Origin of the sequence: Pseudomonas farris (assembly GCF_019145235.1) — a bacterium.
GTDB lineage: Bacteria > Pseudomonadota > Gammaproteobacteria > Pseudomonadales > Pseudomonadaceae > Aquipseudomonas > Aquipseudomonas farris.
In genome coordinates this window covers 379,324-395,121 of record NZ_JAHSTV010000005.1, presented here as the reverse complement: position 1 = coordinate 395,121, position 15,798 = coordinate 379,324, and the positions used below count along the sequence as shown (strand labels likewise).

Below are 15,798 nucleotides of genomic sequence, written 5' to 3'. Positions count from 1 at the left end.
TCTTTGACCGGGGCGCTATAGCCCAATTCCAATAATTTGTAGTCATTTGAAGCCGTCAAGACTGCCGTCCATAGCCCAAAGGTGCTCTTGACCGCCGACGGCCCTATAATGCGCGCCGGTTTTTGGGGTAATGGTCATGAGTACAGAAGATCCGCGGTTTGCTGGCATCGCCCGCTTGTATGGCATCGAAGGCCTGGAGCGTTTGCGCGCGGCCCATGTGGCGATCGTCGGCGTCGGTGGCGTCGGTTCCTGGGCGGCGGAAGCTGTCGCCCGGTGTGGCGTGGGCGAGATTTCGCTGTTCGACCTGGATGACGTCTGCGTCAGCAACGTCAACCGTCAACTGCATGCGCTGGACAGCACCGTCGGCAAGCCCAAGGTCGAGGTGATGGCCGAGCGCCTGCGCGGGATCAACCCGGACTGCACGGTGCATGCGGTGGCGGACTTCGTCACCCGCGAAACCATGGCCGAGTACATCACGCCGAACATCGACTGCGTGATTGACTGCATCGACAGCGTCAACGCCAAAGCGGCGCTGATCGCCTGGTGCAAGCGACGCAAAATCCAGATCATCACCACCGGCGGCGCGGGCGGGCAGATCGACCCGACACTGATCCAGGTCTGCGACCTGAACCGCACGTTCAACGATCCGCTGGCGTCGAAAGTGCGCTCCACGCTACGCCGCGACTACGGCTTCTCCCGCACCGTGACCCGTCACTACAGCGTGCCCTGCGTGTTTTCCACCGAGCAACTGCGCTACCCGAAACCGGATGGCAGCATTTGCTTGCAGAAGAGTTTTGTCGGGGATGGCGTGAAGCTCGACTGCGCCGGGGGCTTTGGCGCGGTGATGATGGTGACGGCGACGTTTGGCATGGTCGCGGCGACCAAGGCTGTGGATAAGATTGTGGCCGGGGTTCGGCGCCCGGCGGATCGGGTCAAACCGGCCTAACCGGATCATTCCCACGCAGAGCGTGGGAATGATCAGTGCGCTAGCTCACGCATCCGCTGTAGCACGGCATTAAGGCCATTGCTGCGCGACGACGACAACTGCCGCGACAGGCCCAACTGATTAAACCAGTCCGGCAAATCCACCTGCTGCAACTCGGCAGCGGACAACCCATTGACCCGTGCCAGCAGCAGCGCCACCAACCCGCGAATCAAGCGTGCATCGCTGCTGGCGCTGAACTGCCAATGACCGTCCTGCAGCGCGCCGACCAGCCACACCTGGCTTTCACAGCCATGCACGCGGTTGGCCTCGACTTTATCCACATCGCGCAACGCTGGCAGGCGGTCGCCCCATTGCATCAGCAACCGCGCCCGCTGTTCCCAACTCGCAGTCTTCTGAAAAGTATCCAGCGCCATGACGGCATCGGCGGGCAAGGTCATCGCAACAACTCCAGGGCCTGATCCAGCGCTTCAAAAAAGCGCTCGAGGTCTTCGGAATCGTTGTACAACGCCAACGACACCCGAATCGCCCCGGCCAGTTCAAAGCTTTTGAGTAACGGCATGGCGCAATGATGACCGGCGCGAACGGCGATTCCCTGTTCGGTCAGCAAATGCGCCAGATCAGAGTTATGCACACCCTCGACGACAAAACTGGCCAGCGCCAGTTGCGGCTTGCCCAGCAACCGGATGCCGTTGCGCGCCTCAAGGCCTTTGAGCAAATAGTCATGCAACGCGGCTTCGTGGGCGGACACGGCGTTCTGATCCAGCCCGGCCAGATAATCCAGGGTCGCCCCCAGGCCAATCACGCTGGAAATCGGTGGCGTACCCGCCTCGAACCCCAGCGGCGCAGGACGAAAGCGTGCGTCGTGGTAGTTGGCATCCAGCACCATTTCGCCGCCGAACTGCCACGGACGCAGTTGCTCAAGCGCTTCATGACGACCGAACATCGCACCCAGGCCATCCGGGCCGTAGAGCTTGTGGCTGGAAAACACATAGAAGTCGCAGCCCAGCGCCTGCACGTCATGCCGACCATGCACCACGCCTTGAGCGCCGTCGACCACGGTCAGCGCGTTGTGCGCTTTGGCCATTGCCAGTAACGCGGGCAACGGCTGCCAGGCTCCGAGCACGTTGGACAGCTGGCTGACCGCCAGCAGGCGGGTACGCGGGCCGATCAGGTGAGTGGCGGCTTCAAGGTCAATCAAACCGTCGGCATCCAGCGGCAGGATCACCAGCTTCAAGTCGCGACGGTGGGCCAGTTGCTGCCACGGCAACAGGTTGGCGTGGTGCTCCAGAGCGCTGATGACAATTTCATCGCCCGGATTGAATACGTGTTCCAGGCCATAGGCCAGGAGGTTCAGCGCGGACGTCGCGCCGTGGGTAAAGATGATCTGTCCGCAATCGCCGGCATTGAGCCATTGCGCAACTTTGCTGCGGCTGTCCTCGAACGCCTGGGTCGCATGGGCGCCGGGCAAGTGTTGCGCCCGATGCACGTTGGCCGCGCCGTTGGCGTAGTAATGCGCCAGGGCATCCAGCAGGGCTTGAGGTTTTTGCGTGGTGGCGGCGTTGTCCAGATAAGTCTGGTCTTGCCGTTGCAATGCGGCGAGGGCCGGAAAATCGGCGCGCCAGGGAGAGGGAATCATCATGCTATTGGGCCCTGGTGAACATGGGCGGGTGGAACGCCTGACCTGTGTAGGAGCAGAGCTTGCTCGCGAAGGGGCCCTTGAGGTCGCCAAAAGCTTCGCGGGCAAGCCTCGCTCCTACAAGATCAGGTGATCGTTTGACGCTCTGCTTAGTTGTGAGCGTGCAGCGCTTCGTTCAGTTCGATGGCCGATTTGTGGGTTTTGCACTCCACGGCACCGGTCTCCGAATTGCGGCGGAACAGCAGGTCAGGCTGACCGGCCAGTTCACGGGCTTTAACGACTTTGACCAGTTTGTTGTGCTCGTCCAGCAGCGCAACCTTGGTGCCGGCGGTCACGTACAGGCCCGACTCAACAGTGTTGCGATCGCCCAGCGGGATACCGATACCGGCGTTGGCGCCGATCAGGCAGCCTTCGCCGACCTTGATCACGATGTTGCCGCCACCCGACAGGGTGCCCATGGTCGAGCAACCGCCGCCCAGGTCCGAACCCTTGCCAACGAACACGCCCGCCGAGACACGACCTTCGATCATGCCCGGGCCTTCGGTGCCGGCGTTGAAGTTGACGAAACCTTCGTGCATCACGGTGGTGCCTTCGCCCACGTAAGCGCCCAGACGAATACGCGCCGCGTCAGCGATACGCACGCCGGCCGGTACCACGTAGTCGGTCATTTTCGGGAACTTGTCCACCGAGAACACTTCCAGCAGCTCGCCGCGCAGGCGGGCTTCCAGCTGATGCTCGGCCAGTTCGGCCAGGTCGATCGCGCCCTGGCTGGTCCAGGCTACGTTTGGCAGCAGCGGGAACACGCCGGCCAGGTTCAGGCCATGCGGTTTGACCAGGCGATGAGACAGCAAATGCAGCTTGAGGTAAGCCTCAGGCGTGGAAGTCAGCTGAGCGTCTTCGGCCAAAATAGTGGCGACCAATGGCTTGTGGCTCTCAGCCAGACGGGTCAGCAGCGCAGCCTGGGCAGCGTCGACGCCTTTCAGCGCTTCAGCCAGTTGGGACGCCTGAGCGGTGCTGAAGGCGATGGCCTGATTGCCGTCGGTGTAGCCCAGAACCGGCGCAATGGCAGCGACCAGTTCGGCCGATGGATTGAGCAGTGGCTGCGCGTAAAACACCTCCAGCCATGCGCCTTGACGGTTTTGAGTGCCGACACCAAAGGCCAGGCTGAACAGGGTAGTGGACATGTTGATACCTCTAACAAAATGGAACGGGCTGCCTTACTTGAGTGCGGCCGCGTAGATATCTGGCTTGAAGCCAATCAGGGTTCGGTCACCGAGATCGAGCACCGGGCGCTTGATCATCGAGGGTTGCGCGAGCATCAGTTCGATGGCTTTCGGCTGGTCGAGATCGGCTTTACGTTCGTCGTCGAGCTTGCGAAAGGTCGTGCCTGCACGGTTCAACACCACTTGCCAGCCGTGCTCGTCGCACCATTGGTTCAGGTGTTCACGGTCGATGCCGACCGTTTTGTAATCATGGAAGTCATAGCTGACAGCGTGTTCATCGAGCCAGGTGCGCGCCTTTTTCATGGTGTCGCAGGCTTTGATGCCGAAAAGGTGCAACGTTTTGCTTGAAACGGTCAAGGAATTGCCCCCTTTGCAGGTGCTGAAAATAAAAGGTGACGGATTATGCCATGACCGGACGGTTTCGCGTCGGCTGTGGTCGGGTTTGTCTTTTGACTTGGCGCCATCAGATGTTTCGTGCGACATCGGGGCAGCGGTCAGACTTCAGTCTAAACGGCAAATATGGCACTTCAAATGGGGGGCAACGATTGCTGGGGCGGCGTGTGCGTTTGAAGGCGCTGCGGGCGCAGCGCCTGGAATTTATGTAGGGGCGAGGCTGTTATTTGCGGCGCTGTATGAAATTGCGAATGCGTTCGGCCGCTTCTACGCATTCAGCCAGCGGTGCCACCAGCGCCAAACGCACACGCCCGGCACCCGGATTGACGCCATCCACGTCGCGGGACAGATAGGAGCCCGGCACGACAGTCACGTGTTCTTGCTCGAACAGATCCCGGCAGAACGCCGCATCATCGCCATCCACACTAGGCCACAGGTAGAAACCACCGTCCGGACGCTGCACATCCATCACCGGGCTGAGAATCTCCAGCACCGCATCGTATTTCTCGCGATACAGCGCGCGGTTGGCGCGCACATGCACTTCATCATTCCATGCGGCAACGCTGGCCAGTTGGGTCTGAACCGGCATCGCGCAGCCGTGGTAGGTGCGATAGAGCAGGAAGCCTTTGAGAATATCTGCATCGCCGGCGACAAAACCTGAACGCAGGCCCGGCAGGTTGGAGCGCTTGGACAGGCTGTGGAACACCACGCAACGCTTGAAGTCCTTGCGGCCCAGTTCCACGCACGCACTGAGCAGGCCTGGCGGTGGGGTTTGTTCGTCGAAATACAGCTCGCTGTAGCACTCGTCGGCGGCGATCACGAAGTCGTATTCGTCGGCCAGGGCGATCAGCTTCTTCAGGGTGTCGACAGGAATCAGGGCACCGGTCGGGTTACCCGGCGAGCACAGGAACAGGATCTGGCAGCGTTTCCAGATGTCTGGCGAAACGGCGTCGAAATCCGGGTTGAAGCCGTTTTCATCCAGGCATGGCAGGTAATGCGGCTTGGCACCGGCGAGGAACGCGGCACCTTCGTAGATCTGATAGAAAGGGTTCGGGCTGACCACCAAGGCCTCGTCGCCACGATTGACCACGGTCTGGGTGAAGGCGAACAGCGCTTCACGGGTGCCGTTAACTGGCAACACGTTGCGCGCAGGGTCGAGCCAGCCGTTCGGGACGCTGAAGCGACGTTCGCACCAGGCGGCAATGGCTTCACGCAGGGCCGGGATGCCGAGGGTGGTCGGGTATACGGCCATCTGATCCAGATTACTCGCCAGTGCTTCGGCGACGAAGCTCGGCGAACGGTGTTTCGGCTCGCCGATGGACAGCGCGATGGCGCGTTTGTCCGGGTTTGGCGTAACGCTGCCGAGCAGGGCGCGGAGCTTTTCGAACGGGTAGGGCTGCAACTGGTTCAGAGCGTTGTTCATGGAGGCCTCGTTCAATGTGGGGGCGAGCTTGTGGCGAGGGGGCTTGCCCCCGTTGGGCTGCAAAGCAGCCCCAAATTCTCTGATGTACCAAAGATCTTGTGAGTGCTACGCACTCAAACGGGGCAAGCCCCCTCGCCACAGGCGCTCCCACAGGGAAAGTTATTAATTCAGATACTGAGTCGCGACAGTTTGATATCGGGTTCCTGGCTGACGCTCAGCTGCTTGACGATTGCATCCTGCAAACGGCTGCACAGCAACGGGTCGGACAGCGGCTGATTGTTCGCGTCGGTGATGAAGAACACGTCTTCCACGCGCTCGCCCAGAGTGGCAATCTTGGCGTTCTGCAACGACAGGTCGAACTCGAGGAAGATCGTGCCGATCCGTGCCAGCAGGCCGGGGCGATCCGGGGCGCTAAGCTCCAACACGGTCACCGGACGCTGAGCGTCGTTGTGGATCGTCACCTGTGGCGCAAACGCGAAATGCTTGAGCTGGCGTGGCACCCGACGCTGGATGATGGTCGGGTAGTTGTCCGGGTTGCGCAGGGCTTCGGTCAGACCTTCGCGGATCTGCTTGACCCGTGCCGGGTTGTCGCCGATCGAGTCGCCATCAGTGTCGAGCACGATATAGGTGTCGAGGGTGAACTGGCTGCTGGAGGTGATGACCCGGGCGTCGTGAATGTTCAGATTGAGCTGGTCCATCGCCGCCACCGTCACGGCGAAGAAGTCGTGCTGGTCCGGTGCATAGATGAATATCTGCGTACCGCCCTCGAACTCGCGCTGGGTGGTTTCCTTGATCAGTACCAGCGGGCCGCCATCGGCCGGCTGCTGCAGGATCGCATCAGTGTGCCAGGCCACATCGCCGGCGGTGTGGCGCAGGAAGTAGTCATCGCCCAATTGCGCCCACAACTGCTCGACATCGTCCGGGTCGTTGCCGCCGCGTACCAGAATGTCCAGTGCAGCGCTCTGGGTCTGGCGGATCTGCTCTTCGCGATCCACCGGGTTTTCCAGGCCACGACGCAAGGCGCGCTTGGTCTCGGTGTAGAGCTGGCGCAACAGACTCGCGCGCCAGGAGTTCCACAGCGTCGGGTTGGTCGCGTTGATGTCCGCAACGGTCAGCACATACAGATAATCGAGGCGGGTTTCATCGCCGACGGTCTGTGCGAAATCGTGAATCACGTGTGGGTCGGACAGGTCCTTGCGCTGGGCCGTGGTCGACATCATCAGATGGTTCTGCACCAGCCACACGATCAGGCGGCTGTCCCACACCGGCAATTGGTGGCGCTGGCAAAAGGCTTCGGCATCCACGGCGCCGATTTCCGAATGATCGCCATGCCGACCCTTGCCGATGTCGTGATACAGACCGGCCAGGTAAATCAGCTCGGGTTTGGGCAGTTTGGCCATGAGCTTGCTGGCCAGCGGGAATTTTTCCGACACCTGGGTGTACTGCAACTTACGCAGGTGTTTGATCAGGTTCAGGGTATGCGCGTCGACCGTATAGATGTGAAACAGGTCATGCTGCATCTGCCCGACAATGAAACCGAACTCCGGCAGATAGCGCCCAAGGATGCCGTAACGGTTCATCCGCCGCAGATTGCGGTGGATGCCGATCTTGCACTTGAACAGCTCGATGAACAGGCTGGTATTACGAATATCGTTGCGGAAATCGTCATCGATCAAATGACGATTCTCGCGCAGCAGGCGGATGGTATCGGCGCGTACGCCTTTGATCTCCGGTTGCTGGGCCATCAGCACAAAGATCTCGAGCATGGCGAATGGCGTACGGCGGAACACGTTGTCGCTACGCGCCTCGATGTAGCCGTCGTGCAGCTGGAACCGCGAGTTGATCGGTTGCGGCGGTGCTTCGTCTTCGGGGGCCAGGATCACTTCTTCGAAGTGCTGGATGATCAGGTCGCTGAGCTGGGCAATGCTCATGACCACCCGGTAGTACTGCTGCATGAAGTTTTCGATGGCTTGTTTGGCGTCATTGCCTTTGAAACCCAGCAGCCCTGCAATCGAGCGCTGGTGATCGAACAGCAGGCGGTCTTCGGAGCGGCCGGCGAGCATGTGCAGGGCGTAACGTACCTTCCACAGAAACTCCTGGGACGAGGCCAGCAGGGCGTTTTCGCTCTCCACCAGGAAACCTTCACCCGCCAGGGCCCGCAGGTTCAGGGTGCCGTATTCGCGACGGGCCACCCACAGAATCGTCTGAATATCCCGAAGACCACCGGGCGAGCCTTTGACGTTGGGTTCCAGGTTGTATTCAGTGTCGTTGTATTTGTGGTGACGGGCCTTTTGCTCGGCGCGCTTGGCCAGGAAGAAGTCCTTGCTCGGCCACATGTGCGCGGTGCTGGTGACATCCAGCATGCGCTGACGCAGACGCTCGGGGCCGCAAATGGTGCGGCTTTCCATCAGATTGGTGACGACCGTCAGGTCGGCACGGGCCTCGACGGCGCATTCGTCTACCGAGCGAACGCTCTGGCCGACTTCCAGGCCGATGTCCCACAGCAACGTCAGAAAGCGTTCGATGGAGTCCCGAAAAATTTCGTGATCGGCGCTGTCCAGCAAAATCAGCAGATCAATGTCGGAATAGGGGTGCAACTCGCCGCGACCGTAGCCGCCGACCGCCACCAGGGCGATATCGGCGTCTTCGCTCCAGTTAAACTGTTCCCAGGCCTGTTGCAGGATGTTGTCGATAAACCAGGCGCGATCCTCGATCAGCCGGCGAATGTCCCGGCCACTGCGAAACCGCTCGTCGAGCACCTCGCGGGCCTGACGGATCGCCTTCTTGAAAGCAGCAATAGGGCTTGCCTTCAAGGCCAGTTCAGCCTGGAACTGGCCGCGGTCGAAGAGTTCGGGATCCACCTGCGGCATCGATTGGCTTTCCTTTCTATAAGGCTGGGAGCGGAGCGGGCGGGATCAGGCCGAAACGCGCGGGATGGTATCGTCGCTGCGCAAAGTGAAGATCTCATAACCGGTTTCGGTCACCAGCAGGGTGTGTTCCCATTGTGCCGACAGCTTGCGGTCCTTGGTAATGGCGGTCCAGCCGTCGCCCAGCACTTTGGTGTCGGCCTTGCCTTGGTTGATCATCGGCTCGATGGTGAAGGTCATGCCGGCTTTCAGTTCCATGCCGGTGCCGGCGCGGCCGTAGTGCAGGATCTGCGGTTCTTCGTGGAACACCTTGCCGATGCCGTGGCCGCAGAACTCGCGAACCACCGAGAAGCCGTTCTTTTCCGCGTGCTTCTGGATCACTTCACCGATATCGCCCAGGCGGCAGCCGGGTTTGACCAGTTCGATGGCCTTGTACATGCATTCCTGAGTCACCTGGGACAGACGCTCGGCCCAGACCGGCACGGAACCGACGTGGAACATGCGGCTGGTGTCGCCGTGGTAGCCGTCTTTGATCACGGTGACGTCGATGTTCAGCGTATCGCCATCCTTCAACGGTTTCTCGTTCGGGATGCCGTGGCAGACCACGTGGTTGATCGAGGTGCAGATCGACTTCGGGAAGCCTTTGTAGTTGAGCGGGGCAGGGATGGCTTTCTGCTCATTGACGATATAGTCATGGCAGATGCGGTCCAGTTCTTCGGTGGTGACACCCGGTTTGACATAATCAGCAATCATTTCCAGCACATCGGCGGCCAATTTGCCGGCGATCCGCATTTTTGCAATGTCCTCTGGGGTTTTGAGGGTGACGGTCATACAGGCTCTCTCTGCGCTCAATGGCGCCTTCTAAAACGAAATGGGCATTGCGCGAATAATTGTCGCGACCCTGAAAAACACGATTCTATCAGACGATCAGCGCAAATCTGAGCCTCTGTGCATCGCTTCTCTTTATAGGATGGCGCATTCTGGGGGGATTCCAAGGCGGGGGCCAAAAGCTTTCCCCAGGTTTTCAGAATCCGGGTTCCGTTTTTTTCTGCCTTGTGATATAAAATGCGCCGCTTTCCGGGGATACCCTAGAAAGCTTAAATCCACACACGTGTCGACACGATGACCTGGGTGCCTTCAGCTGATGCTGCTGGTTGGTCATTGGGATACGTGGAGGCCAAACCCGACTTATTAAGGAACTATCATGTCCCAAGTCAACATGCGCGATATGCTGAAGGCCGGTGTGCACTTCGGTCACCAGACCCGTTACTGGAACCCGAAAATGGGTAAATACATTTTCGGCGCGCGTAACAAGATCCACATTATCAACCTTGAAAAAACCCTGCCAATGTTCAACGAAGCTCTGACTTTCGTAGAGCGTCTGGCCCAGGGCAAAAACAAGATTCTGTTCGTCGGCACCAAGCGTTCCGCTGGCAAGATCGTTGCTGAAGAAGCAGCACGTTGCGGTTCGCCGTACGTCGATCACCGCTGGTTGGGCGGCATGCTGACCAACTTCAAAACCATCCGTGCTTCCATCAAGCGTCTGCGTGACCTTGAAGTGCAAGCCGAAGACGGTACTTTCGCCAAGCTGACCAAGAAAGAAGCGCTGATGCGCACTCGCGATCTTGAGAAGCTGGATCGTTCCCTGGGTGGTATCAAGGACATGGGCGGTCTGCCAGACGCTCTGTTCGTTATCGACGTTGATCACGAGCGCATCGCGATCACCGAAGCCAACAAGCTGGGCATCCCGGTTATCGGCGTAGTCGATACCAACAGCAGCCCGGAAGGCGTTGACTACATCATCCCAGGCAACGATGACGCAATCCGCGCTATCCAGCTGTACATGGGTTCGATGGCTGACGCTGTAATCCGCGGTCGCAACCACGTTGCTGGCGGCACCGAGCAGTTCGTTGAAGAAGCTCCGGCAGCTGCAGCTGAGTAATTGACGCCCTGGCGTTGACTCAGTAAGCAAAAAGGGGGCTTGGCCCCCTTTTTGCCACCTCGAAAACCATTTGTGAGCAGCGCAGCTACAGCATTTGTAACGTGCAGCGGCTAACAAGGGTGGTTCGGGAAGAATTGAACGCCCGTTCGATCGGGTGGAATGGTTGAAAACCTATCCAAGAGGAATTTTAAAATGGCAGAGATTACTGCAGCGTTGGTCAAAGAACTGCGCGAGCGTACCGGCGAAGGCATGATGGACTGCAAAAAGGCCTTGACCAAGGCTGGCGGCGACATCGAAAAAGCCATTGATGACATGCGTGCTTCGGGCGCCATCAAGGCTGCCAAAAAAGCTGGCAACGTTGCCGCTGAAGGCGCGATCGCTCTTAAAGAAGACGGTAAATCCGCCGTTCTGCTGGAAGTGAACTCGCAGACCGACTTCCTGGCCCTGCAAGACGACTTCAAGGCATTTGTTGCTTCCAGCGTAGAAAAAGCGTTCGCTGAGAAGCTGACTGACGTCGCTCCGCTGATCGAATCCCAAGAAGCCGATCGTCTGGTTCTGGTGGGCAAGGTTGGCGAAAACGTCAACATCCGTCGCCTGGCTCGCGTTGAAGGTGATGTTGTTGGTGGTTACCTGCACGGCAACAAGATCGGTGTCGCGGTTGTTCTTAAAGGCGGCAACGTTGAGCTGGCCAAGGACATCGCTATGCACGTAGCGGCCACCAACCCTGAATTCCTGCTGCCATCGGAAGTTTCCGCTGAAGCGGTCGAGCGCGAGAAAGGCGTGTTCCTGACCCTCAACGCTGACAAGATCGCTGGCAAGCCAGAAAACATCGTTGAAAACATGGTCAAAGGTCGTATCAGCAAGTTCCTGGCTGAAGCGAGCCTGGTTGAGCAGGCGTTCGTCAAGAACCCTGAAATCAAGGTTGGCGAACTGGCCAAGAAAGCCGGTGCAGAAATCGTTTCTTTCACCTACTTCAAAGTAGGCGAAGGCATCGAGAAGCCGGTCGACAACTTCGCTGAAGAAGTTGCTGCCCAGCTGGCTGCCGCCAAGCAATAAGACGGTTTTTTAACTGTCGCCCTGAAGAGGCTGCCCGCTCACGCGCGCAGCCTCTTTTCAGATGGGGTTGCCAATTTTAATTGGTTTCCTTTTGGAACTGGCTTACAAAGCCATGTTCCGATGGCGCTGAAGCAGTGCCAAGCTAGAGTGAACGCCAGCTGTAAACAGCTCGCAAAGAATTTTTAAAATACGCCGCAGGAGAGATTCGCAATGGCTCAGCAGGGCAGTGGTTATCAGGCTCGCTATAAACGCATTCTACTCAAGCTTAGCGGCGAGGCCCTGATGGGCTCGGAAGAGTTCGGGATCGACCCCAAAGTTCTGGATCGCATGGCGCTGGAAGTTGGCCAGCTGGTCGGCATCGGTGTTCAGGTCGGTCTGGTGATTGGTGGTGGCAACCTGTTCCGCGGCGCGGCGCTCAGCGCGGCGGGCATGGATCGGGTTACTGGCGACCACATGGGCATGCTGGCCACTGTGATGAACGCCTTGGCGATGCGCGATGCGCTGGAACGTGCCAATATCTCGGCCATCGTGATGTCGGCCATTTCCATGGTTGGTGTGACCGATCACTACGATCGCCGCAAAGCCATGCGCCACCTGAACGCCAAGGAAGTCGTGATTTTTGCGGCCGGTACTGGTAATCCGTTCTTCACCACGGATTCGGCAGCCTGCTTGCGTGCAATCGAAATCGACGCTGACGTCGTGCTCAAGGCAACCAAGGTCGATGGCGTTTACACGGCTGATCCATTCAAAGACCCGCATGCCGAGAAGTTCGATCATCTGACTTATGATGAAGTACTGGATCGCAAGCTGGGTGTAATGGATTTGACGGCTATTTGCTTGTGCCGCGACCACAAGATGCCGTTGCGCGTATTTAACATGAACAAGCCCGGCGCCCTACTGAACATCGTACATGGCGGCGCTGAAGGGACCCTGATCGAGGAAGGCCAACAATGATCAACGAAATCAAGAAAGACGCTCAAGAGCGCATGAAAAAATCCGTGGAATCGCTGGCGCATAACTTCGGTCGTATTCGTACGGGCCAGGCGCACCCAAGCATTCTGGAAGGTGTGATGGTTCCGTACTACGGCTCCGATACTCCGATCAAACAGGTGGCGAACATCACCGTTAAAGACGCCCGTACCCTGCAAGTAGTTGCCTTCGAGCGCAACATGCTGGGTGCCGTCGACAAAGCCATCGGTAGCGCGGGTCTGAACCTCAACCCGACCAACCTGGGTGAGTTGCTGCTGATCTCCATGCCGGCCCTGACCGAAGAAACCCGCAAGGGCTTCACCAAGCAGGCTCGCGATGTCGCTGAAGATGCCCGTGTTGCGGTGCGCAACATCCGTCGTGATGCGAACAGCCAGCTCAAGGATCTGGTCAAGGAAAAGGAAATCAGCGAAGACGAAGAACGTCGCGCTACTGGCGAAATTGATGATCTGACCAAAAAGTACGTGGCTGAAATCGACGCGAATTTGGCGCAGAAAGAAAAAGACCTGATGGCCGTATAAGGGTCACGTTTTAATGGATAAGACAAAGCAGACTGCGCCGTCCGCGGTGCCGCGCCATGTCGCGATCATCATGGATGGTAATAATCGCTGGGCGAAAAAACGCTTTATGCCGGGTGTCGCCGGGCATAAAGCGGGTGTGGATGCAGTGCGTGCGGTAATCGAGGTGTGTGCCGAGGCCAAGGTCGAAGTACTGACCTTGTTCGCCTTCTCCAGCGAGAACTGGCAGCGCCCGGCCGATGAGGTCAGTGCCTTGATGGATTTGTTCTTCAAGGCGTTGCGTCGCGAGGCCAAGCGCCTCAACGACAACAACATCAGTTTGCGCATCATTGGCGATCGTTCGCGTTTTCACCCGGAGCTTCAGGCCGCCATGCGCGAAGCCGAGGCGATGACTGTCGGTGCCAACCGCTTTGTCCTGCAGATCGCCGCCAACTACGGCGGTCAGTGGGATATCGCGCAAGCCGCGCAGCGCCTGGCCCGAGAAGTTCAGGCCGGGCATCTGCGTCCGGAGGACATTACCCCTGAGCTGCTGCAAACCTGTCTGGCGACCGGTGATCTGCCGTTGCCGGACTTGTGCATCCGTACCGGTGGCGAGCATCGCATCAGCAACTTCCTGCTGTGGCAACTGGCTTACGCCGAGTTGTACTTCTCCGACCTGTTCTGGCCGGACTTCAAACACGACGCCATGCGCAATGCGCTAGCTGATTTCGCTTCTCGCCAGCGTCGCTTCGGTAAAACGAGCGAGCAGGTCGAGGCTGGAGCCCGGGTTTAATGCTTAAACAACGAATCATCACGGCGCTGATCCTGCTGCCGATCGCCTTGGGCGGGTTTTTCCTGCTCGAAGGGTCCGGTTTTGCGCTGTTCATCGGGCTGGTGGTGACGCTCGGGGCATGGGAGTGGGCGCGCCTGGCAGGTTTCACTGCTCAGTCGATCCGCGTTGCCTATGCAGCTGTGGTCGCGTTGATGCTGTTTGTCATGCACATCCTGCCGGGGCTCGCGCCTTGGGTGTTGGGCGCTTCGGTGCTCTGGTGGGGCGTGGCCACGTACTTGGTGTTGACTTATCCACAGTCCAGCGAACACTGGGCTAGCGCAGCCTGCAAGCTGGTAATCGGTTTGTTGATTCTGTTACCCGCCTGGCAAGGTCTGGTGTTGATCAAGCAGGAGCCCTTGGGTAACTGGCTGATCATGGCGGTGATGGTGCTGGTCTGGGGTGCTGATATCGGTGCGTACTTTTCCGGCCGGGCCTTCGGCAAGCGCAAACTGGCGCCACAGGTCAGCCCTGGCAAGAGCTGGGAAGGCGTGTACGGTGGCTTGTTGCTGAGTCTGGTGATTACAGCAATCGTCGGTTTTGTGCGGGACTGGAGTTTTGCTCAGATGCTGATGGGCCTGTTCGGTGCCGCAATTATCGTATTCATTTCAGTGGTGGGCGACCTCACCGAAAGCATGTTCAAGCGCCAGTCGGGGATCAAGGACAGCAGTAATCTGCTGCCCGGCCACGGCGGCGTCCTGGACCGCATCGATAGCCTGACGGCGGCGATTCCGGTATTCGCTGTGCTGCTGTGGATGGCAGCATGAGCCGCCCACAACAGATTACCGTGCTGGGAGCGACCGGTTCGATTGGTCTGAGTACTCTCGACGTCATTGCCCGTCATCCCGAGCGTTATCAGGTTTTCGCCTTGAGCGGTTTCACTCGTTTGAGTGAGTTGCTGGCGCTGTGTGTGCGTCATTCGCCGCGCTTCGCGGTCGTGCCGGAATCTGCCGCTGCCCGGGGCTTGCAGGACGATTTGCGCGCGGCCGGTCTGTCGACCCGCGTTCTGGTGGGGGAGGAGGGCTTGTGTCAGGTCGCCTCCGATCCGGAAGTCGATGCGGTGATGGCGGCCATTGTTGGTGCTGCAGGCTTGCGTCCGACCCTGGCGGCGGTCGAGGCCGGCAAGAAAATTCTTCTGGCCAATAAAGAAGCACTGGTGATGTCCGGTGCGCTGTTCATGCAGGCCGTGCGCAAAAGCGGTTCAGTGCTGCTGCCGATCGACAGCGAGCACAACGCGATTTTCCAGTGCATGCCACAGGATTTCGCCCGTGGACTTGGTGCGGTCGGTGTGCGCCGGATTTTACTGACAGCCTCTGGCGGCCCGTTCCGGCAGACGCCAATGGTCGAGCTGGCGCATGTTTCCCCCGAGCAAGCGTGTGCGCACCCGAATTGGTCCATGGGGCGCAAAATTTCGGTGGATTCGGCCAGCATGATGAACAAAGGGCTCGAGCTGATCGAGGCCTGCTGGCTGTTCGACGCCACGCCTTCCCAGGTCGAAGTGGTGATTCACCCGCAGAGCGTGATTCATTCGCTGGTCGACTACGTCGATGGCTCAGTGTTGGCGCAGTTGGGCAATCCGGACATGCGCACACCGATTGCCAATGCCCTGGCCTGGCCAGAGCGAATCGACTCGGGTGTTGCGCCGCTGGACCTGTTTGCCATCGCTCGCCTGGATTTCCAGGCGCCGGATGAAGAACGTTTCCCTTGCCTGCGCCTTGCGCGTCAAGCCGCCGAGGCTGGCAACAGCGCGCCGGCCATGCTCAATGCCGCGAATGAAGTGGCTGTGGCGGCCTTTCTCGACGGACGGGTTCGCTACCTGGAAATCGCGAGTATTATCGAGGAAGTGTTGAACCTCGAGCCTGTGGTTGCGGTAGATGATCTCGAGGCAGTGTTTACGGCTGATGCGAAAGCACGGGTACTGGCCGGGCAATGGCTGAGCCGTCACGGGCGATAAGTGCTGCAATACGTTGCCCCATGCAGCACCGATAGTTGCGGAGAA

The 15,798-nt window shown here is 59.1% G+C and carries 15 protein-coding genes; 8 read left to right on the top strand and 7 right to left on the bottom strand.

Features of this window, described 5'->3' with window-relative positions; translation table 11 throughout:
• Positions 1-136: 136 nt before the first annotated feature.
• Positions 137-946 (top strand): tRNA cyclic N6-threonylcarbamoyladenosine(37) synthase TcdA, encoded by an 810-nt coding sequence (gene tcdA / locus KVG95_RS13180; RefSeq protein ID WP_187326390.1) that lies wholly within the window; start codon positions 137-139, stop codon positions 944-946.
• Between the two features lie 32 nt (positions 947-978).
• On the opposite strand, the gene KVG95_RS13175 is transcribed toward tcdA, so the two are convergent.
• From KVG95_RS13175 to map, 7 genes are all read right to left on the bottom strand, one after another.
• Positions 979-1,383 (bottom strand): SufE family protein, encoded by a 405-nt coding sequence (locus KVG95_RS13175; protein ID WP_217856747.1) that lies wholly within the window; start codon positions 1,381-1,383, stop codon positions 979-981.
• Positions 1,380-2,585, bottom strand: coding sequence for an aminotransferase class V-fold PLP-dependent enzyme (locus tag KVG95_RS13170; protein ID WP_217856746.1), 1,206 nt, complete (start codon positions 2,583-2,585; stop codon positions 1,380-1,382). Before KVG95_RS13170 ends, KVG95_RS13175 begins: the two co-directional genes overlap by 4 nt.
• 146 nt (positions 2,586-2,731) lie before the next feature.
• Positions 2,732-3,766, bottom strand: a complete 1,035-nt coding sequence (gene dapD / locus KVG95_RS13165) for a 2,3,4,5-tetrahydropyridine-2,6-dicarboxylate N-succinyltransferase (RefSeq protein WP_048393760.1) — start codon at positions 3,764-3,766, stop codon at positions 2,732-2,734.
• Positions 3,767-3,799: 33 nt separating this feature from the next.
• A complete protein-coding gene (locus KVG95_RS13160; protein ID WP_033056306.1) occupies positions 3,800-4,162 on the bottom strand; it encodes an ArsC family reductase in 363 nt (120 codons plus the stop codon).
• Between the two features lie 259 nt (positions 4,163-4,421).
• The gene (gene dapC, locus KVG95_RS13155; RefSeq protein ID WP_217856745.1) at positions 4,422-5,621 is read right to left on the bottom strand and encodes a succinyldiaminopimelate transaminase; all 1,200 of its coding nucleotides are present in this window, start codon (positions 5,619-5,621) and stop codon (positions 4,422-4,424) included.
• Positions 5,622-5,788: 167 nt separating this feature from the next.
• Positions 5,789-8,491 (bottom strand): [protein-PII] uridylyltransferase, encoded by a 2,703-nt coding sequence (locus KVG95_RS13150; RefSeq protein WP_217856744.1) that lies wholly within the window; start codon positions 8,489-8,491, stop codon positions 5,789-5,791.
• A gap of 45 nt (positions 8,492-8,536) precedes the next feature.
• Positions 8,537-9,319 (bottom strand): type I methionyl aminopeptidase, encoded by a 783-nt coding sequence (map, locus tag KVG95_RS13145; RefSeq protein WP_052966361.1) that lies wholly within the window; start codon positions 9,317-9,319, stop codon positions 8,537-8,539.
• 373 nt (positions 9,320-9,692) lie between these two features.
• Between map and rpsB the strand changes: the two genes are divergently transcribed.
• The 7 genes from rpsB (at position 9,693) to ispC (ending at position 15,753) form a co-directional block, all read left to right on the top strand.
• A complete protein-coding gene (gene rpsB / locus KVG95_RS13140; RefSeq protein WP_007907989.1) occupies positions 9,693-10,430 on the top strand; it encodes a 30S ribosomal protein S2 in 738 nt (245 codons plus the stop codon).
• 192 nt (positions 10,431-10,622) lie between these two features.
• Positions 10,623-11,486, top strand: a complete 864-nt coding sequence (gene tsf, locus KVG95_RS13135) for a translation elongation factor Ts (RefSeq protein ID WP_217856743.1) — start codon at positions 10,623-10,625, stop codon at positions 11,484-11,486.
• Between the two features lie 210 nt (positions 11,487-11,696).
• A complete protein-coding gene (gene pyrH, locus KVG95_RS13130; protein WP_003172271.1) occupies positions 11,697-12,440 on the top strand; it encodes a UMP kinase in 744 nt (247 codons plus the stop codon).
• Complete coding sequence (frr, locus tag KVG95_RS13125; RefSeq protein WP_007907979.1) at positions 12,437-12,994, top strand: ribosome recycling factor; 558 nt, start codon at positions 12,437-12,439, stop codon at positions 12,992-12,994. The genes pyrH and frr overlap by 4 nt, the downstream gene beginning before the upstream one ends.
• A gap of 13 nt (positions 12,995-13,007) precedes the next feature.
• A complete protein-coding gene (uppS, locus tag KVG95_RS13120) occupies positions 13,008-13,763 on the top strand; it encodes a polyprenyl diphosphate synthase (RefSeq protein WP_008015050.1) in 756 nt (251 codons plus the stop codon).
• Positions 13,763-14,566: a phosphatidate cytidylyltransferase gene (locus KVG95_RS13115; RefSeq protein WP_217856742.1), complete on the top strand. Its 804-nt coding sequence runs from the start codon at positions 13,763-13,765 to the stop codon at positions 14,564-14,566. The genes uppS and KVG95_RS13115 overlap by 1 nt, the downstream gene beginning before the upstream one ends.
• Positions 14,563-15,753: a 1-deoxy-D-xylulose-5-phosphate reductoisomerase gene (ispC, locus tag KVG95_RS13110; RefSeq protein WP_217856741.1), complete on the top strand. Its 1,191-nt coding sequence runs from the start codon at positions 14,563-14,565 to the stop codon at positions 15,751-15,753. Before KVG95_RS13115 ends, ispC begins: the two co-directional genes overlap by 4 nt.
• Positions 15,754-15,798 lie beyond the last annotated feature (45 nt).